The sequence below is a fragment of the Oceanobacillus phoenicis genome (assembly GCF_047238145.1).
Classification (GTDB): Bacteria; Bacillota; Bacilli; order Bacillales; family Amphibacillaceae; genus Oceanobacillus.
On the sequence record NZ_JBDFME010000001.1, the window covers coordinates 1,948,751 to 1,972,985 of the forward strand.

Below are 24,235 nucleotides of genomic sequence, written 5' to 3' on the forward strand. Positions count from 1 at the left end.
GTTTAAAGGATACAAAAAAATGTTGAGCTAAAATAGGCTCAACATTTTTTAATGGCTATTTACGTTCTAAAATTTTATCAATTAAGCCATATTCAACAGACTGATCAGCAGTCATGAAATTATCACGTTCTGTATCACGCTCAATAACTTCAATAGGTTGACCTGTTTTCTCAGCCATAATTTCATTCATACGACGTTTAATATCAATAATACGTTTTGCATGAATTTCAATATCTGTAGCTTGACCTTGCGTACCACCTAATGGTTGGTGAATCATGATTTCACTATTAGGTAAAGCAAATCGTTTGCCTTTTTCACCAGCTGTAAGTAAGAAGGCACCCATAGATGCTGCCATACCGATACAAATAGTAGATACGTTTGGCTTAATGAAATTCATCGTATCATAAATCGCCATCCCAGCTGTAATCGAACCACCAGGTGAATTAATGTATAAGGAGATATCTTTATCTGGGTCTTCAGCTTCTAAGAAAAGTAGCTGTGCTACTATGGAATTGGAGACATTATCATCAATTCCGCTTCCTAATAAGATAATACGATCTTTAAGTAAACGAGAGTAAATATCATATGCGCGCTCTCCACGGTTAGTTTGTTCAATAACTGTAGGTACTAAATTCATCATACATCCTCCTTTAATTTCCAATTGAAATAGTTCTTCCATGGAATGTGTATAAACTTATCATAGCTTATTGGTCAATAAAGGTCAAACAAAAAGTTTAACTATTTATTTACCATATCCATGATTCCCTTTTTATCTAATTATAAACGTATTGCATTCCTAATAAAAGCAATAAAAAAATGCTTGTCTATATAATAGAACCTCTGTATAATAGTGGATGTGTCTTTAAAAATTGATATTATGCGCCCGTAGCTCAGTTGGATAGAGCACTGGTTTCCGGTACCAGGTTTGCCGGGGGTTCGAATCCCTCCGGGCGCGTTAAAAAAACCAAGGAAGAATCACTTACTCCCTTGGTTTTACATTTTTACGTACTTATTCTTCTATTGAAATTATATTGATAGGGTAGAAGCACTTCTATAATACATTATGAAGTAGGTTCGTAAATATCCCAAGCTATTTTCAATGAATCTACTATATAATCTGCTACTTCTTCAATTTCATGATCATCGGTAATGACACGTGAATGGTGTTGTTCATAAATTGGTTTTCTGTCTTCGTACAGTTGTTTCATTTCTTCAATTGACTTTCCTTGTAATACAGGCCTATTTTCCATTAATAATTCGATCCGATCTTTCCACTGATCCCAAGATAAATCCAAGTAAAAAATAATACTTGAATGTAAACAAATATCTTGTATTTCTTTTTGTAAAAATGCGCCTCCCCCTAAGGAAACTACTTTTAAGCGTTGTTGACATATATCCGTAATTATTTCTCTTTCTGCTTTACGGAAAGTCTCTTCACCGTAATGGTGAAAAACCTCTTTTGTAGACATATTAAATTTCTTTTCAATTACTTCATCTATATCGATAAAATCACGAAACAACTTTTTCGCAACGGTTCTTCCTATGGTTGTTTTTCCTACCCCCATAAAACCTATTAAAACTATGCTTTGTTCTCTTAATGGAAACTTCCCCATGTTGTTCCTCCTACATACCATCTTTACGTTAGTATAATGGAATATAATTTAGTTTGCACGAATTTTATGAGTGATGTTGAATAGCTTTTTTTGCAAGTTTATCTGCATGATTATTTTGTTTTTCTGGAATCCATTTTATGAAAAAGAATGGAAACTCTGATGAAATCTGATTTATTGTATGTAATAAACCTTGAAATAGCTTATTTTTAGTATAGCCCCTTTCAATTGAATCCGCTGCAACCTTGGAATCTGTACGAAAAGATAATATTTCATTAGGAAAATGTTTCTTACATAATTGAAGCCCATGGATGATTGCATGGAATTCTGCTTCATGATTTGACATAGTCGAAAGTGAAATAGAATATTGATAACTCTGTTTGCCGTCTTTTATATAAATTCCTGCACCACCAATACCTGGATTTCCTAATGTTGCTCCATCTGTATATACCTCAATCAACATAAACACCTCATATCATTAGTAGACTTCAACACACTATTTTAAGTATAAAGGGTTTTCCTCTAAAAAGAAAAATGACAAAAATATTATCAATATACTAAATTATAAATGTGTTGCAATTTTAATTAATTTTCAGTATATTATAATAAACTCTTTGCAATATATAAAAATAAAAAGGGGGAGAATCTTTGTCTGAAGTTATTCTTGAATTAAAGAATCTCAGTACGCACTTTACGACGAAGAAGGAAACTATTCCCGCTGTCGATCGTGTGAGTTTGCAAATAAAAAAAGGAGAGGTAGTTGGAATTGTAGGGGAATCCGGATCTGGTAAAAGTGTGACCTCTCTATCGATTATGAAATTAGTACCTAATCCTCCAGGCGAAATTGTGGAAGGCGAGATTATGTTTAAAGGGGAAGATTTAACTAAGGCAACGGAGAAAAAAATGAAGAAAATACGCGGCAATGAAATTTCGATGATATTTCAAGAGCCAATGACTTCTTTGAATCCGTTATTCACGATTGGTAATCAGATGTGTGAAGCAATTCGTTTACATCATAAAATGAAAAAGAAAGAAGCAATTGAAAGATCTGTAGAAATGCTGAAATTAGTTGGTATAGCAAGGGCTGAATCCATTGTTAATGAATATCCGCATCAACTTTCTGGTGGTATGAGACAAAGAGTTATGATTGCCATGTCAATGGCTTGTAATCCAGAACTACTTATTGCGGATGAACCTACAACAGCATTAGATGTAACGATTCAAGCACAAATACTCGACCTAATGAAGAGTTTGAATGATAAGCAAGGTACAGCCATTTTGTTAATTACACATGATTTAGGTGTTGTGGCTGATATATGTGATCGGGTATTGGTGATGTATTCTGGACAAGTTGTTGAACAAGGAACAAAGCGTGAAGTATTGAAAGACCCTAAGCACCCTTATACTAAAGGACTTATCCGCTCTCTTCCAAATCTCAGAGAACAAGAACAGCAATTATATTCTATACCAGGAACTGTTGCTAAACCGAATCTTGACCATGTTGGATGCAGGTTCGCACCAAGATGTGAATTTGCTTTTGAGCGTTGCTTTAAAGAGAGCCCGGATTTGTATGATATTGGTGAAGGCAGAACGAGTAGGTGTTTTCTTCAAGATGAAAAAGAAGGGGGAGTTCTAGCTAATGAATCAAGACAATCAACCCCTCTTGGAGGTTAAAAATCTTAAAAAATACTTTCCTGTCAAAGGTGGTGTTTTGGGACGTACAGTAGGAGAAGTAAAAGCAGTTGATGATGTAAGTTTTGAAGTATATCCTGGGGAGATTTTAGGAATAGTTGGTGAGTCAGGTTGTGGTAAATCAACAACCGGAAAATCAATTTTACGATTAATCGAACCAACTGAGGGAGAAGTGCTGTTTGAAGGAAAAGATATTACGAAGCTAAATAATGAGCAAATGAGGTTGTTGAGGAAGGATATGCAAATCATTTTTCAAGATCCTTATGCATCCTTAAATCCTAGACATACTGTAGAAAAAATCATTAATGAACCTTTAATGATACATACCGATGCAAAAAAGGCAGAAAGAAGAGAAAGAATTAAGGAACTATTAAAAGTTGTCGGGCTTAGTCCTTATCACGCTTCACGTTATCCGCATCAGTTTAGTGGGGGGCAGAGGCAACGTATTGGAATTGCACGTGCACTTGCTAATAATCCAAAACTAATAATATGTGACGAACCTGTATCTGCTCTGGATGTTTCTGTGCAATCTCAAGTTTTGAATTTAATGGAGAAACTTCGGGATGAATTCCAGTTAACGTACATATTTATAGCCCATGATTTAAGTGTAGTTAAGCATATTAGTGATCGTGTTGGTGTGATGTATTTAGGAAAAATGGTAGAAATTGCACCTAAAGATCAATTATATGAACATGCGAAACATCCCTACACTCAAGCGTTGTTATCTGCAGTACCAGATCCAGACCCAGATATTCAACGAGAGAGAATTATTTTAGAAGGTGATGTTCCAAGCCCACAAGATCCACCTAGTGGGTGTCCATTCCATACAAGATGCCCAATGGCAATGGACATATGTAAACAGGAATTACCACAGTTTTTACCAGTTGAAGATAATCATGTTGTTGCATGTCATTTATATAATGATCAGCAGCAACATTTATCAAAACATAAAAAGGGGGAACTAGTATGAAAAAGAAATATCTGATTATGTTAATGCTTGCACTTGTTTTAATAATGGCTGCATGTTCTGGTGACGGAGGAGCGAACCCAGAAGAAGATAATACTGATGATGATGCAGGAACAGAAGATACTGGATCTGACGCTTCCGCTTCTGAAGACCAAGTACTTGTATTTGCCCGAGGTGGAGATTCGGAGAGTCTAGATCCTGGAAGTACAACTGATGGAGAATCTTCAAGAGTCACTAAACAAATCCTAGAAAGTTTGCTTGATTTTGAAAAGGATTCATTCGAGATAAAACCTGGTTTAGCTCATGATTGGGATATATCAGAAGACGGTCTTACGTACACTTTCTATTTAGAAGAAGGAGTTACTTTCCATGATGGTACAGATTTTAATGCAGAAGCTGTAAAAACAAATTATGAAAGATGGGCAGACCCTAATCATGAATACGCATTTACAGATGAAGGATTTGTTTACAATATTTATAGTACATTGTTTGGTGGATTTGAAGGTGATGAAGGACATGTAATAGACGAAATCAATGTCGTAAGTGATTATGAAATAGAATTTGTTTTAAAAGAACCATTAGGGTTCTTCTTACAAAATGTAGCGATGTCTTATTTTGCGATAACATCTCCTGCTGCATTAGAGGAATATGGTCCAGATATTACTGAAAACCCAGTAGGGACAGGACCTTTTAAATTTAACAGTTGGAGTAAAAATGACTCAATTGTTTTAGACAAGTTTGAAGATTATCGAGTTGAGGATCAACCTAAGCTAGATCAAGTGATTTTCCAAGTAATACCGGATAATTCAGCACGTCTAATTGCTTTGCAGTCAGGTGAAATTGATATGATGGATGGGCTAAACCCAGATGATGCTGCTGGATTAGAAGGAGAAGAAGGTATTGAGTTATTAACTCGTGGGGAAAATAACTTTGGATATGTAGGTTTCCATACTCAAAAAGAACCAGTAGATCAAAAAGAAGTGAGACAGGCGATTAACTATGCGATTGATAAACAAGCGATTGCGGATGCATTATATGCAGGTTATGCAACTACAGCAAAAAATCCACTACCACCAAGCTATTTAGGATATAACGATGAGGTAACGGGATATGCTTATGATCCAGATAAAGCAAGAGAATTATTAGAAGAAGCGGGGTATGCAGACGGTCTGGAAATTGAATTAATGCTTTCTCCAACTGCACGTCCTTATATGCCAGATCCTGAAACAGTTGCTCAAATTGTACAAGAGAATTTATCAGAAGTAGGTATAGAGTTAACAATTACTTCACATGAATGGGCTCCATATTTGGAGTTAACGGAACAAGGAGAACATCAAATGTACATCATGGGTTGGTCTGGTACAAATGGTGATCCAGATTACTTCCTAAGTAGTCTATTGCATAGCTCAAACATTGGAAGTAGTAACAATACCTTCTATGAAAACAGTGAAGTGGATGATTTATTGAACCAAGCAAAACGTGCTGTTGATCAGGAAGAACGTGCGGATTTATACATGCAGGCACAAGAACTAATATCTGAAGATTCCCCAATGGTGACACTTGTACACTCGACACCAGTAATGGCTATCTCATCGAATGTACAAAATTATGTGCCACACCTATCAACTAGTGAATCACTAGCAGAAGTACAATTAGGAGAATAAAGGAAAGAGGTTGGGGCAAAAGTATTTAGCTAATAGATGAATCCGAATAGGTTTTTGAACTCGCTTCAGAAATATACTTCGCTTATCCAACAGTGACGGCTGGTGAGCCTCCAGATGGCTTATTTATCGGGGACTCACCTAGTCCTCTCCATAGGATAAGGAAGACCAAGTCAGCATTGCATCGCACGCAGAAAAGCGATTTTTGATTTTCAAAGATTTTCGTATATTTTTTATGCTTGTTTAATTATTAACCGTCTTTTGAGATTAAATCTATTTTTTGTTACAACCTCTTTTTCTTAATTATGTAAACACAAGGGCTCTATCATTTTCATTTAGTTGGAAATGTGAGAAGTAGCCATATAGATTTACCATAAATAATTATTGTTTTGTATTTGCCTAATAACCGCAGGCACTTGGGATAGGGAATAATATTCATTTGTTTTAATTATCTATGGACCTAATACATAGAGCAAATTTAAAAACCAATTTAGTCTGAGGTGATGAAATGCTAGCATACATAGGCCGTAGATTATTAATGCTCATACCAGTTCTGCTCGGAATGACAATTATAACGTTTTCTATTGTACATTTAATTCCTGGTAATCCAGCTAAAGTTATTCTAGGAGAAACAGCTACGGAACAATCCATTAAAAATCTAGAAGAATCTATGGGATTGAATGAACCGTATCTTGTACAATATACTAGCTATCTTGGTGATTTGGTACAAGGGGATTTAGGTACTTCATTACGTACAAAGGCAGATATTTCAACCGAAATTTGGCCGTATATAGCTGCTACATTTGAACTAACTCTTTTCGCCATGCTTTTTGCGATTGTAATAGGTGTAAATGCGGGAATTATCAGTGCTTGGAAGCAAAACTCCTGGTTTGATTTTCTTGCGATGTTGTTTGCGTTAATTGGAGTGTCGATGCCGGTATTCTGGCTAGCACTTATGGAACAATGGGTATTTGCACAAGAACTCGGGTGGTTACCAGCAAATAGTAGACAGAATCCAAGGGATCCAATAGCCGCCATAACTCATTTCTATGTTCTTGATTCATTAATACATCTTGATTTTCAACGTACATTAACTATTCTTAAACATTTAGTACTACCTAGTATTGCTTTAGGGACTATACCGATGGCGATTATTGCAAGAATGACAAGATCAAGTATGTTAGAAGTAATGAAATCGGATTACATTAGAACAATACGAGCAAAAGGATCAGGACAATTTTTAGTCATTTATAAACATGCATTAAAAAATGCGATTATCCCTGTAATTACTGTTATTGGACTGCAAACTGGCGTGTTGTTAGGTGGAGCAATATTAACAGAAACTATATTTAGCTGGCCAGGGATAGGAAGATATGTGTATGAAGCAATTAGTTTCCGAGATTATCCTGTTATTCAATCAGGGATTTTAGTGATTGCATTTTTATTCGTCATTATTAATCTCATTGTTGATATCCTGTATAAGAAAATCGATCCAAGGATTAATTATTAAGGGGGATGGAACATAATGGCGAGCAAAAATTCACATGCAGAACAACAAATTGCTAATCCATCTCTTGTAGGTCAATTAGAACACGATCATATAGAAGAAATTAGCCCGTGGAAGGAGACGCTTTCTAGTTTATTTAAAAGTCGTCTAGCATTGATTGGTTTTATCATACTATTTCTATTTTTAGCTATTGCAATTATAGGTCCATTGCTAACACCTTATAATTATGCAGAACAAGACCTTACGAATAGACTTCAGCCTCCATCAGAAGCGCATTTACTCGGTACGGATCATATTGGTCGTGATATAGCTACACGGATTATATATGGAGCGTCCGTCTCACTAAAGGTAGGATTTTATGCTGTTATAGGAGCATTACTGTTTGGTACGTTACTTGGAGTTGTCGCAGGATTTTTTGGGAAATGGATTGATATGATTATTTCCAGAATATTTGATATTTTACTAGCGTTTCCTAGTATACTATTAGCTATAGCAATCGTAGCTATTTTGGGACCATCATTAGAAAATGCATTAGTGGCAATAGCCATCGTTAACATCCCGATTTTCGGTAGATTGGTAAGATCTAAAGTAATTAGTTTGCGTGAAGAAGAGTATATAATGGCTGCGCGTGCTCAAGGTATGAAGAATGGTAGAATAATTTTTCAACATATTTTGCCAAATAGTACAGCTCCTATTATCGTACAAGCTACGTTGAGCTTTGGGACTGCAATAATAGAAGCTGCCGCTTTAGGATTTCTTGGCTTAGGAGCACAGCACCCTACTCCGGAATGGGGAAGGATGCTTGCTGATGGTAGAGCATTTCTTCAGTTAGCGCCGTGGACTTTAATTGCCCCAGGGCTATGTATAATGCTCGTTGTTCTTGCATTTAATCTAATTGGAGATGGTTTACGAGATGCATTGGATCCGAAGATGAAACATTAGATATTAGAGTCAATTTGCAAGAACGAATTGGATATTCTGGTAAAGAAAAAAACTCTACTGTGCGCGGGCGCTAAATGAGATCTTAGGGTTTCAGCCCTATGCAGTCTCATTTATATTTTAGCCCGTGAAAGTAGAGTATATTTCCTTAAGTGATAATGTTATTTTCAAATCTACATCTATTATTCATGATCGTCATGATTCTTCGATTCATGTCCTTCTTGGTGATGTTCGTGATCCATTTCGTCATGCTCGTCTTCTTCTGAAGGAGTAGCACTTCCTACAATAACTGTCTTAAATGGCATACTATGTATGGCTTCTGCAGTAGTATGTGCATACATTTCATATACCTCTTCTTCTTCAAATGTAAAAGATGCAGTATACGTACCATTTTCCTGATGTTTTCCCTCTAGTTCAACACTTTGATCACTATTCCCTTGTGTCCAGACTTCGAAAAGTACTTCATCAGCATCTTCAACAGGAACACCGTCATAGGTAACATGAGCAGTTAAATCAATTGTTTCTCCTTTTTCTACTTGTTCAGGGATATCAAAGTCAACTGTAAGTTCTGGTATAACATCATCTAAATTCTCATCATTAGCATTATTATCTTCCTCATTCTGAGAACATGCTGCGAGGAATAGAAATAAAACGGATACAATAAATAGTGCTTTGTTCTTTTTCATAATTATACCTCCGATTATTTAATTCTATCATTGAGTATATCATATATTTGTCATTCTATTTTGAACGTTTCATGACAACATGTATACCATTTTACTATTGTATAACCTATTTTTGGTAAAAATGTCACTATATTGACTTTACAGAAAAATTAAATTAATATAACTAATGAAAACGCTTAATTAAATGAAGGAAATAAGGGGGAAGGAAAATGAAAAAGATTTGGGCAATATTATTACTGTTATTATTGATACCTATTATTACTGCATGTGGAGGAGATAGTGAGAATGCAGAAGGTGAATCAGGAGAAAGTTTAGAAACAAATATCGTCACAATAGCTACTGGTGGCTCATCGGGTCCATATAATATAATAGGTACTACATTAGCTGAAGAATATAGTAGTGTTTATGGTATAAACTCGAGAACTCAAACGACAGGAGCATCCGTTGAAAATGTAAACCTGATGGAACAAGATAAGATAGAAATGGCATTCACAATGAGTGATGTTGTGAGTCAAGCTATTGAGGGAGAAGTAAGTTTTGAGCAACCGGTTGAAAAAGTAAATCAAATTGCGTCGTTATACCCTAATTATGTGCAAATTGTAACAACTGCTGATTCAGGGATTGAAACATTTGAGGATTTGAAAGGGAAAAGGATCGCTGTAGGTGACCAAAATTCTGGTGTAGAAGTAAATGCCAGAACTTTACTAAATGGTCATGGTATCACATATGATGATATTGAAGTAGATTATCTAGGGTATGCAGAAGCAGCTGACGGGTTACGTGCTGGTCAATTAGATGCAGCATTTTTAACAAGTGGACTTCCTAATGCTTCATTAATGGAATTATCGGAAACATTAGATATTCGCCTTGTAACTATAAACCCTGAAGATGTTGAGTCAATTGCACAAGATGCTTCTTATTTTGTATCTTTAGAAATTCCTGCAGATACATACGGAAACGCGGAACCAGTTCCTACAGCTGCGATTATGAATGCTTTAGTTGTTCATGAGGACATGAGTGAAGACGATGTTTATCAATTAACCAAAACGTTCTTTGAAAGCTTAGAGAAATTAGGAAACTCACATCAAGCTGCAACAGAGATTTCGTTAGAGGACGCACAAGAAGGACATGTTGCGCCATTACACCCAGGTGCTGAGCGTTACTATGAAGAACAAAAATAAACGTATTATAGGGGGTGCAATTACGGTTGTACTCCTATTTTTTCTTTTTAACAAAATTACTGTAATAGAAGTGAAAATTGATGGAGAAAGTTATTATATCTATGATGTTAAGTTTGAATTGCAATGGATTCATTCTGTGGAAAAAGAAGAATGGGTGGAAGTCTACGAAATTAAACAAAATAAATTAACTTTAGTAGAAACATATTTCAAGACTTTTGGTGCTGGTGTGCCTGCACAGGGAGAAGTTATACCGTCTTCAGATGGTTATATACATATGAAAATGGATGTAAGTTATAAAGAATTAAATGTAGCCGTGTCGGAAAATGTGAAAACAACTTTATCCACCGATAAAAAAGAGGTTCGCTTATACGAAAAAACAGAAAATTATAACAATATAACTTTAGCTGTAAAAGACGTGTTTAGATGGGAATTTTGGGAGGGGAAACTTTATGAGTAAGAAACATCAAGAAACAATAAAAGACGAACACAGTCCTTCAACACAGGATATTTTAGAGAAGTTTGATAGTGAATCTAGAGTCCGGACCGTCACGAATAAGAATATTGCCTTAGTACTTACATTGCTTGCGATTCTTTATTCACTTTATCATATATATGTTACGGTTAATCCAATTCCAGCATTATTACAACGGTCTGTACATATGTCGTTTGGAATAGCATTAATATTTTTAATCTATCCTACTTTTAAAAAACAATATCGAGGTAAAATACCATATTATGATTGGATATTATTTATATTAAGTATTGCTTCAGCTCTCTATTTAATTTTGGAATATAATGCATTGATGACAACACGTGGAGGAATACCGAACATGGCAGATATTCTGTTTGCCATACTGACGGTTATCTTGGTATTAGAAGCTGCGAGGCGTGTTACAGGATGGATTCTTCCTATTCTTGCTTTAATCTTTCTTGCATATCCTTTTTTCAGCCATAATTTATGGATGCCTGACATGTTAATGACCAGACCATTTGATTTAGGAGATATTTTTGGACAACTATATTTAAAAACAGAAGGCCTATTCTCAACAGCTATCGGTGCATCTGTTCAATTTATCTTTCTTTTCATTCTTTTTGGTGCTTTTTTAGCGAAGTCTGGAATGGGACAATTATTCAATGATTTAGCAATGGCATTAGCTGGTAGTAAACAAGGGGGGCCTGCTAAAGTAGCTGTAATCTCTAGTGGTTTTATGGGGAGTATCAATGGCGCTGCAGTAGCAAATGTAGTTGGAACAGGAGCATTTACGATTCCATTAATGAAACGAATTGGCTACTCTAAAAACTTCGCTGGAGCAGTTGAAGCAAGTGCCTCAATTGGAGGGCAAATTTTGCCACCGATTATGGGAGCAAGCGCATTTATTATGGCGGAAACAACAGGGATTGCATATGGAACAATTGCACTTGCTGCCTTAATACCAGCGGTTTTATATTTCTTAGGTGTAATCATGCAAGTGCATTTTCGAGCGGGAAGAAGAAACCTTAAAGGAATACCTAAAGCAGACTTACCAAGAGTAAAAGAAGTATTAAAAGAAAGAGGACATCTTCTTTTACCAATTGTAGGTTTGATCATTTTTCTTTATATGGGAGTTCCTGTTGGGTTCGCTGCTCTTTATACAATTGGATTAACAATTATTATCGCGGCATTACGAAAAACAAGTAGAATGGGGATTAAAGATATCCTCAAAGCATTAGAAGACGGCGCAAGACAGTCATTGGCTGTAATGGTTGCTTGTGCGGTTGTAGGAATTATTATTGGTGTTGTGAACTTAACAAGTTTTGGTACCGTAATGACTTCAGCAATTACTAGTTTCGGTGCAGGATCTTTATTCTTCACATTATTTTTAACGATGATCGCTTCAATTATTTTGGGAATGGGATTACCGTCAATTCCAGCGTATATCATTACTGCTACAATGACTGCCCCTGCTCTAGCAGAGTTTGGGGTACCAGTACTCGTAGCTCACTTATTTGTTTTTTACTTTGGTATTTTTGCAAATATCACACCACCTGTAGCATTAGCAGCATTTGCAGGTGCTGGTATATCTGGTGGAGATCCTATGCGTACAGGTTTTACAGCGCTGCGTCTTTCTTTAGCTGGGTTCCTAATTCCTTATATGTTTGTATACAACCCTGCGATGTTATTCATTGACCCATCAGGATTAGCAGTAAATGCAACGGAATTTCCATTTCCTCCAATAATTGAAGTAGTTATAATTACCGTGACGGCTATTATAGGAATAATAGGGTTTGGTGCTGCCTTAGAAGGATTTTATAAAATGGAATTACAGTGGTTGATTCGTATCATATTAGGAATTGGTTCGTTACTATTAATTATCCCAGAGAGCTATACAGATATAATTGGTATTATTATTGTAATCCTTATTTTTGGTTGGAAGACGATTCAATATAAAAAGCAAGAAACTATTTCTTCCACAAAATCAGCAAGCTAAAAGTTACTTCTTTCGATTTGAAGTGAAAATTGTTTTATACTATGGAATAGAATGGGGGAATGGGGAATGAGACTAGTAAGTTATCGAAAAAAAGAATCCGACTCTAGTTTTCGTATGGGTTTTATCACTGGAAATGAAGAGGTTGTAGATATACATCTTGCGTCAAAAAAGGCTATCCAAGATGGAAAAACAATAATAGAATTACCTTATCAACCTGAGCTATTTTATCAAGAAGGGCAATATTTTATTGATGAAGCAACAAAATTAGTTGGGATTAATGATAGTAAGTTTACTTTTTCTATGAATGATATTCAATTAGGTATGCCATTAGGGATAGCTAAGAAAGTGATTTGTGTCGGTAAAAATTATGCGGATCATGTAGCTGAAATGAAAAGTGAAATTCCAGAATTTCCAGTCCTATTTGCTAAGTTTGACAATGCGATAATTGGACCAGAAGAGGAGATATATTTTCCTTCCGTAACTGAAAAATTGGATTATGAAGTTGAATTAACGATTGTAATAGGAAAAGAAGCTTCCCATGTGAATGAAGAGAATGCTTTGGATTATGTCGCTGGCTATACGATAGGAAACGATACATCTGCTAGGGATTTGCAAAAGCGGACACCTCAATGGTTGCAAGGTAAAAGTTTAGATCATACAACTCCAATTGGACCTTGGATTGTAACGAAAGATGAAATTTTAGATCCTGGTAATTTGACTATTGCATCCTATGTTAATAATGAAAAACGTCAATATTCAAATACCAAACATTTAATTTTTTCTGTACCGTTTCTCGTGTCATTTATTTCTAATTTAATTACATTAAAACCAGGAGATATAATTATGACAGGTACTCCTGATGGTGTAGGGTTTGCAATGGATCCTCCAGGATATGTAAAAGACAAAGATAAGATAAAATTAGAAATAGAAGGAATAGGTGTGATGGAAAACGTGGTAAAAAAAGTTTGATAAATAAATTGACTTCATAATGCTCTATTTACAAAAACAATAATCATTCCTATTTACCTCCGAACTATGTTCTAAGAATGTAGTTCGGATTTTTATATGTTTAGTGGAAAAGTGTAATAACAAGGCTACATTTATCCCATATGTAAGGGACGCAGTACTTTAAGACGATAGGGCATAGCGGAAGAGGATAAGTGGTAGAAAGAACGAAAACCCCCTTTGAACGAAGTTTTACTATATTTAGTAATAAATGCCTAATATTATTCTTTTAACGTTATTAAAGTAAAAGACTATATTCTTAATTTTAGAATACTTTTATTTAATAGATTGAATTTTTATTCTAATTAATTTATTATGTATTTAATGAAATTTCTTACATTAATATCCATTTCTTTTTAAAGGAGGAATCATGTTTGCCGTTAAAAGTTGAAAGCGATTACAATAAGAAGACTGATTTTAAAAAGGTTGCAAACAGTAGAAAGTTTAAGGATTTAATCAATCAGCGAAAGAAATTTATTATCCCACTTACAATTTTTTTCTTAACATTTTATTTTGCCTTACCCATTATGACTTCTTATAGCACGATACTTAATCGAACTGCTATAGGCGATATTTCATGGGCGTGGATATTTGCTTTTGCTCAGTTTGTAATGACGTGGGTACTTTGTATCGTCTATGTAAAACGTTCAGCGAAATTTGATAAACAGATTGATGAGATCATCGAAGAAGAAATAGAAGGGGAGAGGTAGTTTAATGAACTTAATTGTAATCATTTTATTTCTAGCAATTGTATCACTAACTTTAGTGATTACATATTTTGCAGCAAAGCGGACCCAATCCACAGGTGATTTTTATACAGCTGGTGGAGGTTTAACGGGGTGGCAGAATGGACTAGCAATAGCCGGAGATTATTTATCCGCAGCATCTTTCTTAGGTATTGCAGGTGCTATCGCATTATACGGGTTCGATGGATTTTTCTATAGTATTGGATTTTTAATTGCATACTTAGTAGTTATGTTCCTAGTGGCAGAGCCCTTACGTAATTTAGGTAAGTACACATTGGCTGATATGATTAATTCTAGATTTGATGCTAAAAAAGTACGAGCTGTTGCAGCGATTAGTACGATTACCATTGTTATCTTCTATATGATTGCACAATTAGTAGGTGCTGGTGCACTTATTCAATTATTATTTGGAATTGAATATTGGGTAGCAGTCTTAATAGTCGGAGTTATGATGACTATCTATGTACTGTTTGGTGGTATGACTGCAACCAGTTGGGTTCAAATTATAAAAGCAGTACTATTAATGTTAGGAACTGTGATTATTGCTTTTTTAGTGTTAATGAAATTTAACTTTAATATTTTTCAAATGTTCTCAGAGGTGAAAACAGTAACTAGTCATGGTGATTCATATCTACAACCGGGCTTACAATATACCGTGCCTCTAGATACAATATCATTGATGTTGGCTTTGGTTCTAGGGACGGCAGGGTTACCTCATATTTTAATGAGATTTTTTACAGTGAAAGATGCAAAAACAGCACGTTCATCTGTAGTGACAGCTACCTGGGTAGTTGGGATATTTTATATTCTTACTATATTCTTAGGGTTTGGTGCAGCAGCATTTGTCGGAGAAAGCAATATACTTCAAGCAAATCCTGCCGGAAATATGGCAGCACCTCTTCTTGCAGAAGCATTAGGTGGAGATTTATTAATGTCATTTGTTGCAGCAGTTGCTTTCGCTACTATATTAGCGGTTGTAGCAGGTCTAGTACTATCGGGTGCTTCTGCATTTGCTCATGATATTTATGGGCAAATAATTAAAAAGGGGAAAGCTTCGGATAGACAGCAAATGTTGGCAGCAAAATGGGCATCTTTGGGTGTGTCAGTATTTTCAATACTACTATCACTATTTGCCCAATCGTTAAATGTGGCATTTCTCGTATCCTTAGCCTTTTGTGTAGCAGCAAGTGCAAACTTACCAGTAATACTTTACACCATTTATTGGAAAAGGTTTAATACAACTGGTGCAGTTACAGCGATGTTGTCAGGGCTATTAACGGCGATAATTTTAGTTTCTATGAGTCCGAATGTATTTGCTTTAGACGGAAGCGCAATTTTTGTTGGAGATCCATTATTCCCATTAACCAATCCAGCATTAATATCTGTTCCTATCGGTTTCTTAGGTGGATTTCTTGGAACCATTATGTCGAAGGAATTGGACTCAGAGAGATATGCAGAAGTTAAAGTTCGAGCGAATACAGGATATCGTGGAAACTAATTATCTATCGAACTAATGACAAATGAAGACTATTTTCATTCTATGTAATCTATACTTGTTTTTTGGATGTATGCGTTACATGTATGAATGGATAAGCGGAGTCTATTTCTGATTCAGTTTTTCATAACCAATCTATTCTATGATTTTATTATTATCAGGAGTAGATTGGTTTTTTAATTAATCAGGTGTAGAATATAATGTAATCCCTTTCACAGGATTAGTCTATTATAATTCGAATGGTTGTTAAGAACTGGAAATGAAGATGACAGAAATGATAAGTCGTGGCAAAATAGAAGTAGATAAAAAGGGGTGAGATGAGTTGAAGCAAAGACTTGTATTGAATCAATCATTGCAGTGGAAAATGAATCAATCCTTATATCAATCAATTGAAATTTTACAATTAACAGGCATGGAACTTTATGATTATATGAAACAAGTTGCTGAAGAGAATCCACTGATAGAAGAGGTACAGCCAATAGATAAGGAACTCATCTCCCAATTTCGGACTACTGATTATTCCATTGATGAAATGAATACAACTGAACTGTCACTATATGATCAATTAAAGTCCAATCTATATGTCTTAGAAATAGAAGATAAATCTTTATTACCAGTAATTATTTTTGGAATTGATTCATTAAATGAGGATGGTTATTTAGATATAACTATGGAAGACTGGGCAGATTATTGTGAAGTAGAATTAACTATAGTTGAAGAAGCATTATCATATATTCAATCATTGGAGCCAACTGGTATTGGTGCTCGGGATCTTACGGAATGTATTCAACTTCAATTAAAGCAAATGAATATTGATGCACCTTATATCGCGTTGCTAATGAATGAAGATATTGTATTACTTGCAGAAGAAAACTCACATCAGATTGCTTTAAATTATGAGATTACCGAAGAAAAAGCGCAAAAATTAATAGAATCGATTAAGTTATGTCACCCAAAACCAGGAAAACTTTTATTACCGACTAAAACAGAATTCATTATCCCCGAAGCCTCTATTTTTAAAGAAGATACAGAATGGAAAATATCTTTTTTTAATTGGTCTTCACCTGCAATACAATTAAATAGTCAGTATAATAATCACGGTTTAGAAGGAGAGGCTGCTTCATTTGTGAAGAAAAAACAAAAAGAAGTAGAGATGCTACAACAGGCGATAGATTATCGTAGCTCGACTTTGGAGAAAGTGATACGGATAATTGTAGAGAAACAGCTACCATTTTTTGAAAGTGGTCCCAAAATGTTAAAACCATTAACATTGACTGAGCTCTCTGTACAATTGGATCTTCACATATCAACGATTAGTCGTGCGATTCGTCAGAAGTATGTTCAAACAACACATGGCGTCATACCATTAAAATATTTTCTACAACGTGAAGTACAAAAAGGAGCTGGCGTTGCATCTATAGTCATTAAGCATTTACTTAAAGATTTAATAGATCTCGAAGATAAAAGTAAACCACTATCAGATCAAAAAATAAGACAATTGATGGAAGAACGTTATCAAATTAAAATAGCACGTAGAACGATTATGAAATACCGTGATGAGCTGCAAATTCCTTCATCTGTTAAACGAAAAGGAGCTAATTATAATGAAAAATGAATACATATCTTTCTATACAAAAGAGAATTGTCCGTTATGTGTAGAAGCGGAAGAATTACTAATAATGCTAAATAAAAAGGACATTCCAATTATAAAAAAAGATATCTACTCATCCGATGAACTACTCGAAAAATATCAGTTGATAATTCCAGTGATTGAATATAATCAAACGGAACTTTTCGGTGAACAACTAAATATAAAAGATATAGATCGATTATTAAATGAGTCAAATTTATAATATATAAAGTATAAAATCAGGGTATTGCTCTGTTGATTTATTTCAGACAGCAACTTTTTAGCAGGCACAGCTTCAACTAACTTGAAAAAAGAAGAACAATTTTTTAAGTGGATTTTCAAGCTCTGTTATTCTGAGAGAGAATCGTCGTTTTCAGTTCCAATCAAAGCCAAGTTGTTCTATAATCCGATTAATGAAACTTGGCAAATATGAAAATAAATAAATCATTCAATTCGAAGCTCTTATTTACATGGCAAAACGAAATTATATTTGCTATCTAAGTAAGAGATTTTTTATGTCAGATGTAACGGGCAGTAATACACGCACTTCAAGATAATGAGGTGTCAAAGCAGATAAGTGGATATTCAACTGCTTGTATATGTCCGATTCGGCTCAAGGGCCTTTAGGTTATGGCCATGTGGTACTAGCATTCAGTAGTGAGGAACGAATTCCCCCATTAAATGAAGTTTTACTTTATATTCCTGAGGAATGTGAAGAGTAGAAATATCTATAATAAAGGTATTTTAAGCTATTTGTTTTTAGGACATAATAAATAAAGCTTTTCGATTGAATTCGAATTAAATTATGATATAATGAAGTTGTCATCGGGACATAATGTAACCACGCGGGACGTAATCAATCCCGGTGAAGGGAGTGCAAGCTGATGGAATCCATCATTGAGTTACAGAAAAAGCTTGTTCCAGAGTTGGTACATGTTATGAAAGAGCGCTATTCATTGCTTCAAAATGTGGATCTATTACAGCCTATAGGTCGACGCGGATTAGCAGAGAATACGAATTTAACAGAAAGACATGTACGTAGCGAAATCGATTTTTTACATGCCCAAGGTTTGGTAGAAATTACAACAAAAGGAATGTTTATTACTAAAGAGGGCAAAGTAGTACTGGAGCAATTAGCAGCAATGATTGGAGAAATAAGTGGACTCCATGTTTTAGAAAAAAGAATAAAGGAAATATTATCAGTAGATTCCGTTATTGTGGTTCCCGGAGATAGTGATCAGCGTGCTTCTATTAAAACAGAAATGGGTAAAGCTACTGTATCGTATTTACGTAAGAAACTCACTTCTAATAATACGATTGCTGTAACAGGAGGTAGCACGATCGCTGCTGTAGCTGATGCAATGACTCCTTTAACCAAAGATAAGAAAGTACTTTTTGTTCCTGCCCGTGGTGGTATAGGAGAAAAAGTAGAGAATCAAGCTTCTAGAATTGTATCTGAGATGTCTCGTAAAACAGATGGTGATTACCGCATGTTATATGTACCTGATCCAATAAGTGATTCGACATATGAAACAATTATGAAAGAGCCACATGTGATGGAAGCATTAGAAGTTATCAAGTCTTCGAATATTGTTTTACATGGAGTTGGAGATGCATTGAAAATGGCTGAGCGTCGGCGATCTACTAAAGAAGTGATGCAATTACTCAAAGAGAAGAAAGCGGTAGGTGAAGCTTTTGGCTATTATTTTGACGAATATGGAAATGTAATCTATAAAGTCAAAACGGTAGGAATACAACTCCAAGATATTAACGATTCGAAGCAAGTCATAACGGTAGCTGGTGGTAGTTCTAAAGCAAAGGCAATCGTCTCGTATTTTAAACAGGCGAAAAGCAATATCTTGATCACCGATCAAGGTGCAGCAGAAGAGATATTAAGAGGGTAGCCTCTTTAATATATAATTCAATAAAAATTCTAGGAGGAATTATACATGGCAGTAAAAATTGGTATTAATGGTTTTGGTAGAATTGGACGTAACGTATTTCGTCAGTCTCTAAAAAATAATGAAGTGGAAGTTGTTGCTATTAATGACTTAACAGATGCTAACATGCTTGCACACTTATTAAAATATGATTCTGTACACGGAAAATTACAAGAAGAAGTAACTGTAAATGGTTCTAACCTTGTAATTGATGGTAAAGAAATTAAAGTATTATCAGAACGTGACCCTGCTGATCTAGGTTGGGGAGACCTTGGTGTTGATATCGTAATTGAATCTACTGGTCGCTTTACTAATAAAGAAGATGCTGAGAAGCATATTCAAGCAGGAGCTAAAAAAGTAATTATCTCTGCGCCAGCTAAAGGTGAAGATTTAACAATTGTTATGGGTGTTAATGATGATCAATATGATCCAAGTGAGCACAACGTAGTATCAAATGCTTCTTGTACTACAAACTGTTTAGCACCATTTGCGAAAGTATTGAATGATAACTTTGGTATTAAGCGTGGTTTAATGACTACTATCCACTCTTATACAAATGATCAGCAAATCTTAGATTTACCACACAAAGATTATCGTCGTGCTCGTGCAGCAGCTGAAAACATTATTCCAACTTCAACTGGAGCTGCAAAAGCAGTTGGACTCGTATTACCTGAACTTAATGGTAAATTAAATGGTAATGCAGTACGTGTACCAACTCCAGATGGTTCATTGACAGACTTAGTTGCTGAGTTAGATAAAAACGTTACTATCGAAGACGTTAACAATGCAATGAAAGAAGCAGCTGAAGGTCCATTAAAAGGTATTTTAGAGTATACAGAGGAACCGCTTGTATCTTCTGATATCGTAGGTAACAACCACTCTTCTATCTTTGATGCATTGTCTACAATTGTAATGGAAGATAACTTGGTAAAAGTTGTATCTTGGTATGACAACGAAATGGGTTATTCTGCTCGTTGTATCGACTTAGCAATCTTTATGAACAGCAAAGGACTTTAATAGAATTATTCGTTCGCAGAAACAATTTGTTCTCTCCGGACGAAAGGATATTGGAGGAGGGAATGGTTTCCTCCTCCATTTTCCGTTTTAACAGTATTGTTTTTAAATGTCTGCTACATGGTATAATATTGCTTGGTCAAGGATGATTATGTATTACATAATCCAGTATTAGGAGGGATTATCTTGAACAAAAAAACAATCAACGATCTACAAGTTGAAGGAAAACGAGTATTTACACGCGTAGACTTCAATGTTCCTTTAAAAGATGGTGAGATCACAGATGATACGCGTATTCGCGCTGCACTACCTACAATTGAGCAATTAACAGCACAAGGTGCAAAAGTGATTTTAGCTAGTCATCTAGGACGACCTAAAGGAACAGTTGTAGAAGAACTACGTTTAGACCCTGTTGCTGATAGACTTAGTGATCTATTAGGTAAAGAAGTATTGAAAACAGATCAAGTTTATGGTGAAGAAGTTGATCAGGCTATCAGTGAGCTAGAAAATGGTGGAGTTCTTTTAATAGAGAACGTTCGCTTTGAAGCTGGAGAAGAAAAAAATGATCCTGAATTAGTGGAAGCATTCGCTAACATGGCTGACCTTTATGTCAATGATGCTTTTGGTGCTGCTCATCGTGCACATGCATCTACAACTGGCGTAGCAGAAAAATTGCCAGCAGCAGCAGGTAAATTAATGGAAAAAGAAATTGAAGCACTAGGCAACGCACTAGAAAATCCGGAACGACCGTTTACAGCAATTGTTGGTGGAGCGAAAGTAAAAGATAAAATTAGTGTGATCGATAATCTGTTAGATAAAGTAGATAATTTGATTATTGGTGGCGGTCTAGCTTACACGTTCATCAAAGCACAAGGTCATGAGATTGGAAAATCACTTCTAGAAGAAGATAAAATTGATTTGGCTAAAGAATTTATGAACAAAGCGAAAGAAAAAGGTGTTAACTTTGTATTGCCGGTCGATGCTATTGTGGCCGACGATTTCTCAGAAGAGGCTAATACAAAAATTGTAGATATAGATAAAATTCCTTCTGACTGGGAAGCGTTAGATATAGGCACGAAGACAAGAGAAAAATATAGTAGTATCGTGAAAGATTCAAAACTTGTTATATGGAATGGACCAATGGGAGTATTTGAATTAAATGCATTCGCAGGTGGTACAAAAGCTGTAGCAGAAGCATTAGCATCTACAGAAGGCTACTCTATAATAGGTGGTGGCGATTCTGCGGCAGCTGTTGAAAAGTTCGGCCTTGCAGAAGAAATGGATCATGTATCTACAGGTGGAGGAGCATCATTAGAATTCATGGAAGGAAAAGTTCTTCCTGGATTAGCTGCTCTAAATGATAAATAATAATTAATAACTAACAGAGGTGATTCGATGCGTAAAAAAGTGATAGCTGGTAACTGGAAAATGAATAAAGTACTATCTGAAGCAGGAGAATTTATGGATTCTGTAGTACCAAAAGCTCCGAAAGGAAATGACGTAGAAGCAATTGTGTGTGCTCCATTCCCTTTCCTGTCAAAATTAGTTGAGCAAGCGAAGGGATCAGAAGTAAAAGTAGCAGCGCAAAACATGCATTTTGAAGATTCTGGTGCTTTTACTGGAGAGGTTAGCCCTGTGATGTTGAAAGATCTAGGTGTAACACATGTTGTACTTGGACACTCAGAAAGAAGAGAGCTATTTGCTGAAACGAACGAATTAGTAAATAAGAAAACGAAAGCAGCATTTGCTCATGATTTAACTCCGATTGTTTGTGTAGGAGAAACACTGGATCAACGTGAAGCAAACGAAACGATGAACATTGTTGGCGAACAAGTAAAGCAAGCAGTTGCTGGTCTTACCAATGAACAAGTTGCTGAAACTATTATTGCCTATGAACCAGTATGGGCAATCGGTACAGGAAAAACAGCTACAAGTGAACAAGCAAATGAAGTTTGCACTGAAATTCGCAAAGTGGTAGCTGAAGTTACGTCAGCAGATGTGGCTGAAAAAGTAATTATTCAATATGGCGGTAGTGTAAAACCTGCCAATGTGGATGAGTTATTAGCTCAATCTGATATTGACGGAGCATTAGTTGGTGGGGCAAGTCTCGATCCTGAATCATTCCTACAACTAGTGGAGGCAGGTACAAAATGAGTCAGAATAAATTAGCTGCATTAATTATTCTTGATGGATTCGCTATTCGTGATGAAGTAAAAGGAAATGCAGTCAAACAAGCAAACACCCCTAATTTTGATCGTTTTTGGAATCAATATGCTCATAATCAATTAGAGGCTTCTGGAAAGGCTGTTGGATTACCGGATGGGCAAATGGGGAATTCCGAAGTTGGTCATTTGAACATTGGTGCTGGTCGTATTGTGTATCAAAGCCTTACTCGTGTAAATGTGTCTATTGACGAAGGTGATTTCTATGAGGTTGATGCGTTCATTAAATCTGTAGAACATGCAAAGAAACATGACAAAGCGCTTCACTTATTTGGTTTATTATCTGACGGTGGTGTGCATAGTCATATTAATCATCTATTTGCTTTACTTCGATTAGCGAAGAAACATGAATTAGAAAATGTATTTGTACATGCTTTCTTAGACGGACGTGATGTTGGTCCGAAAACAGCGAGCAAATATATCAAAGAAACACAAGATGTGATGGATGAACTTGGTGTTGGTCAATTCGCTACTATATCTGGTCGATACTATTCCATGGATCGTGACAAACGTTGGGACCGTGTAAAGAAATGTTATGACGCAATGGTATACGGTGAAGGTCCATCATATAAAAATGCACAAGAAGTTGTAGATGATAACTATGCAAATGAAATTTATGATGAGTTTGTAATTCCTTCTGTAATTACAGATGACAATGATGAACCAGTGGCTACGATTAAGGATGAAGATTCTATTATCTTCTATAATTTCCGTCCTGATCGTGCGATACAAATCTCTAGAACATTTGCGAATGAGGATTTTCGTGACTTTGAGCGAGGCGATAAAGCTCCAAAAAAACTAGACTTTGTAATGCTGACAAACTTTAGTGAAACAGTAGATGGATATGTTGCGTATCAACCAGTGAATCTAGATAATACTGTTGGAGAGGTTCTAGCACAAAATAATTTGAACCAATTACGTATTGCAGAAACGGAGAAATATCCACACGTTACTTTCTTTATGAGTGGTGGACGCGAAAAAGAATTCCCTGGTGAAAAAAGGATTTTAATCGATTCACCCAAAGTAGCAACCTATGATCTGAAACCTGAAATGAGTGTATATGAAGTTACTGATGCACTGTTAAAGGAATTAGATAAAGGGGAGCAAAATGCGATTATCTTGAATTTTGCTAATCCAGATATGGTTGGACATTCAGGGAAATTACAACCAACTATTGATGCTATTGAAGCAGTGGATGAATGTTTAGGTAAGGTAATTGATAAAATTACTGAATTAGGTGGTCATGCCATAATAACTGCAGATCACGGCAACTCTGATGAAGTTATGACTTTGGAAGATAAACCAATGACAGCTCACACAACTAACCCTGTACCTGTTATTGTAACCAAAGATGATATTGAGTTACGTGATGGTGGAATTTTAGCAGATTTATCACCAACACTGCTTGATTTATTAAATGTTGAAAAACCAAAAGAAATGACTGGCAATAGTCTTATAAAAAAATAATAAAA

The 24,235-nt window shown here is 35.5% G+C and carries 22 protein-coding genes and 1 tRNA gene; 19 read left to right on the plus strand and 4 right to left on the minus strand.

Going from position 1 to position 24,235, the window contains the following annotated elements:
* Positions 1-55: 55 nt before the first annotated feature.
* A complete protein-coding gene (clpP, locus tag ABC346_RS09710) occupies positions 56-637 on the minus strand; it encodes an ATP-dependent Clp endopeptidase proteolytic subunit ClpP (protein ID WP_011066849.1) in 582 nt (193 codons plus the stop codon).
* Between the two features lie 242 nt (positions 638-879).
* Between clpP and ABC346_RS09715 the strand changes: the two genes are divergently transcribed.
* A tRNA-Arg gene (locus ABC346_RS09715) sits at positions 880-955 on the plus strand.
* A 106-nt stretch (positions 956-1,061) separates the two neighbouring features.
* Here the strand turns inward: ABC346_RS09715 and ABC346_RS09720 are convergent.
* A complete protein-coding gene (locus ABC346_RS09720) occupies positions 1,062-1,613 on the minus strand; it encodes a shikimate kinase (protein WP_413234669.1) in 552 nt (183 codons plus the stop codon).
* 64 nt (positions 1,614-1,677) lie between these two features.
* Positions 1,678-2,070 carry a reverse transcriptase-like protein gene (locus ABC346_RS09725; protein ID WP_413236540.1) on the minus strand — a complete coding sequence of 131 codons (393 nt, stop codon included), beginning with the start codon at positions 2,068-2,070 and terminating at the stop codon, positions 1,678-1,680.
* Between the two features lie 188 nt (positions 2,071-2,258).
* On the opposite strand from ABC346_RS09725, the gene ABC346_RS09730 reads away from it, so the two are divergent.
* The 5 genes from ABC346_RS09730 to ABC346_RS09750 all read left to right on the plus strand — a co-directional run bounded on the left by ABC346_RS09730 (position 2,259) and on the right by ABC346_RS09750 (position 8,379).
* The gene (locus tag ABC346_RS09730) at positions 2,259-3,284 is read left to right on the plus strand and encodes an ABC transporter ATP-binding protein (RefSeq protein ID WP_413234670.1); all 1,026 of its coding nucleotides are present in this window, start codon (positions 2,259-2,261) and stop codon (positions 3,282-3,284) included.
* Positions 3,250-4,272, plus strand: coding sequence for an ABC transporter ATP-binding protein (locus ABC346_RS09735; RefSeq protein WP_413234671.1), 1,023 nt, complete (start codon positions 3,250-3,252; stop codon positions 4,270-4,272). Before ABC346_RS09730 ends, ABC346_RS09735 begins: the two co-directional genes overlap by 35 nt.
* A complete protein-coding gene (locus ABC346_RS09740; RefSeq protein ID WP_413234672.1) occupies positions 4,269-5,933 on the plus strand; it encodes an ABC transporter substrate-binding protein in 1,665 nt (554 codons plus the stop codon). Before ABC346_RS09735 ends, ABC346_RS09740 begins: the two co-directional genes overlap by 4 nt.
* 505 nt (positions 5,934-6,438) lie before the next feature.
* Entirely contained in the window at positions 6,439-7,440 is a 1,002-nt protein-coding gene (locus ABC346_RS09745; RefSeq protein ID WP_413234673.1) for an ABC transporter permease, read from the plus strand.
* Between the two features lie 15 nt (positions 7,441-7,455).
* The gene (locus ABC346_RS09750; RefSeq protein WP_413234674.1) at positions 7,456-8,379 is read left to right on the plus strand and encodes an ABC transporter permease; all 924 of its coding nucleotides are present in this window, start codon (positions 7,456-7,458) and stop codon (positions 8,377-8,379) included.
* A gap of 179 nt (positions 8,380-8,558) precedes the next feature.
* Here ABC346_RS09750 and ABC346_RS09755 read toward each other — a convergent pair whose 3' ends face one another.
* A complete protein-coding gene (locus ABC346_RS09755) occupies positions 8,559-9,062 on the minus strand; it encodes a FixH family protein (protein WP_413234675.1) in 504 nt (167 codons plus the stop codon).
* Positions 9,063-9,271: 209 nt separating this feature from the next.
* Here ABC346_RS09755 and ABC346_RS09760 point away from each other — a divergent pair, with 209 nt between their 5' ends.
* The 13 genes from ABC346_RS09760 (at position 9,272) to gpmI (ending at position 24,230) form a co-directional block, all read left to right on the plus strand.
* Positions 9,272-10,243, plus strand: coding sequence for a TAXI family TRAP transporter solute-binding subunit (locus ABC346_RS09760; RefSeq protein WP_413234676.1), 972 nt, complete (start codon positions 9,272-9,274; stop codon positions 10,241-10,243).
* Complete coding sequence (locus tag ABC346_RS09765; RefSeq protein WP_413234677.1) at positions 10,227-10,700, plus strand: DUF1850 domain-containing protein; 474 nt, start codon at positions 10,227-10,229, stop codon at positions 10,698-10,700. Before ABC346_RS09760 ends, ABC346_RS09765 begins: the two co-directional genes overlap by 17 nt.
* Positions 10,693-12,711 carry a TRAP transporter permease gene (locus ABC346_RS09770; RefSeq protein ID WP_413234678.1) on the plus strand — a complete coding sequence of 673 codons (2,019 nt, stop codon included), beginning with the start codon at positions 10,693-10,695 and terminating at the stop codon, positions 12,709-12,711. The genes ABC346_RS09765 and ABC346_RS09770 overlap by 8 nt, the downstream gene beginning before the upstream one ends.
* A 66-nt stretch (positions 12,712-12,777) precedes the next feature.
* Complete coding sequence (locus ABC346_RS09775) at positions 12,778-13,680, plus strand: fumarylacetoacetate hydrolase family protein (RefSeq protein ID WP_413234679.1); 903 nt, start codon at positions 12,778-12,780, stop codon at positions 13,678-13,680.
* A 410-nt stretch (positions 13,681-14,090) separates the two neighbouring features.
* Positions 14,091-14,426 (plus strand): DUF485 domain-containing protein, encoded by a 336-nt coding sequence (locus tag ABC346_RS09780; protein ID WP_413234680.1) that lies wholly within the window; start codon positions 14,091-14,093, stop codon positions 14,424-14,426.
* Between the two features lie 4 nt (positions 14,427-14,430).
* A complete protein-coding gene (locus ABC346_RS09785; RefSeq protein ID WP_413234681.1) occupies positions 14,431-15,960 on the plus strand; it encodes a solute symporter family protein in 1,530 nt (509 codons plus the stop codon).
* A gap of 319 nt (positions 15,961-16,279) precedes the next feature.
* On the plus strand, positions 16,280-17,572 hold the full coding sequence (gene rpoN, locus ABC346_RS09790) for an RNA polymerase factor sigma-54 (RefSeq protein ID WP_413234682.1): 1,293 nt from the start codon (positions 16,280-16,282) through the stop codon (positions 17,570-17,572).
* On the plus strand, positions 17,562-17,810 hold the full coding sequence (locus ABC346_RS09795; protein ID WP_413234683.1) for a glutaredoxin family protein: 249 nt from the start codon (positions 17,562-17,564) through the stop codon (positions 17,808-17,810). Before rpoN ends, ABC346_RS09795 begins: the two co-directional genes overlap by 11 nt.
* 661 nt (positions 17,811-18,471) lie before the next feature.
* Positions 18,472-19,491 (plus strand): sugar-binding transcriptional regulator, encoded by a 1,020-nt coding sequence (locus tag ABC346_RS09800; protein ID WP_413234684.1) that lies wholly within the window; start codon positions 18,472-18,474, stop codon positions 19,489-19,491.
* A 45-nt stretch (positions 19,492-19,536) separates the two neighbouring features.
* Positions 19,537-20,544, plus strand: coding sequence for a type I glyceraldehyde-3-phosphate dehydrogenase (gene gap / locus ABC346_RS09805; RefSeq protein ID WP_413234685.1), 1,008 nt, complete (start codon positions 19,537-19,539; stop codon positions 20,542-20,544).
* Positions 20,545-20,727: 183 nt separating this feature from the next.
* Positions 20,728-21,909: a phosphoglycerate kinase gene (locus tag ABC346_RS09810; protein ID WP_011066828.1), complete on the plus strand. Its 1,182-nt coding sequence runs from the start codon at positions 20,728-20,730 to the stop codon at positions 21,907-21,909.
* A gap of 27 nt (positions 21,910-21,936) precedes the next feature.
* Positions 21,937-22,695, plus strand: a complete 759-nt coding sequence (gene tpiA, locus ABC346_RS09815) for a triose-phosphate isomerase (RefSeq protein WP_413234686.1) — start codon at positions 21,937-21,939, stop codon at positions 22,693-22,695.
* Positions 22,692-24,230: a 2,3-bisphosphoglycerate-independent phosphoglycerate mutase gene (gene gpmI / locus ABC346_RS09820; protein WP_413234687.1), complete on the plus strand. Its 1,539-nt coding sequence runs from the start codon at positions 22,692-22,694 to the stop codon at positions 24,228-24,230. Before tpiA ends, gpmI begins: the two co-directional genes overlap by 4 nt.
* Positions 24,231-24,235: the final 5 nt, after the last annotated feature.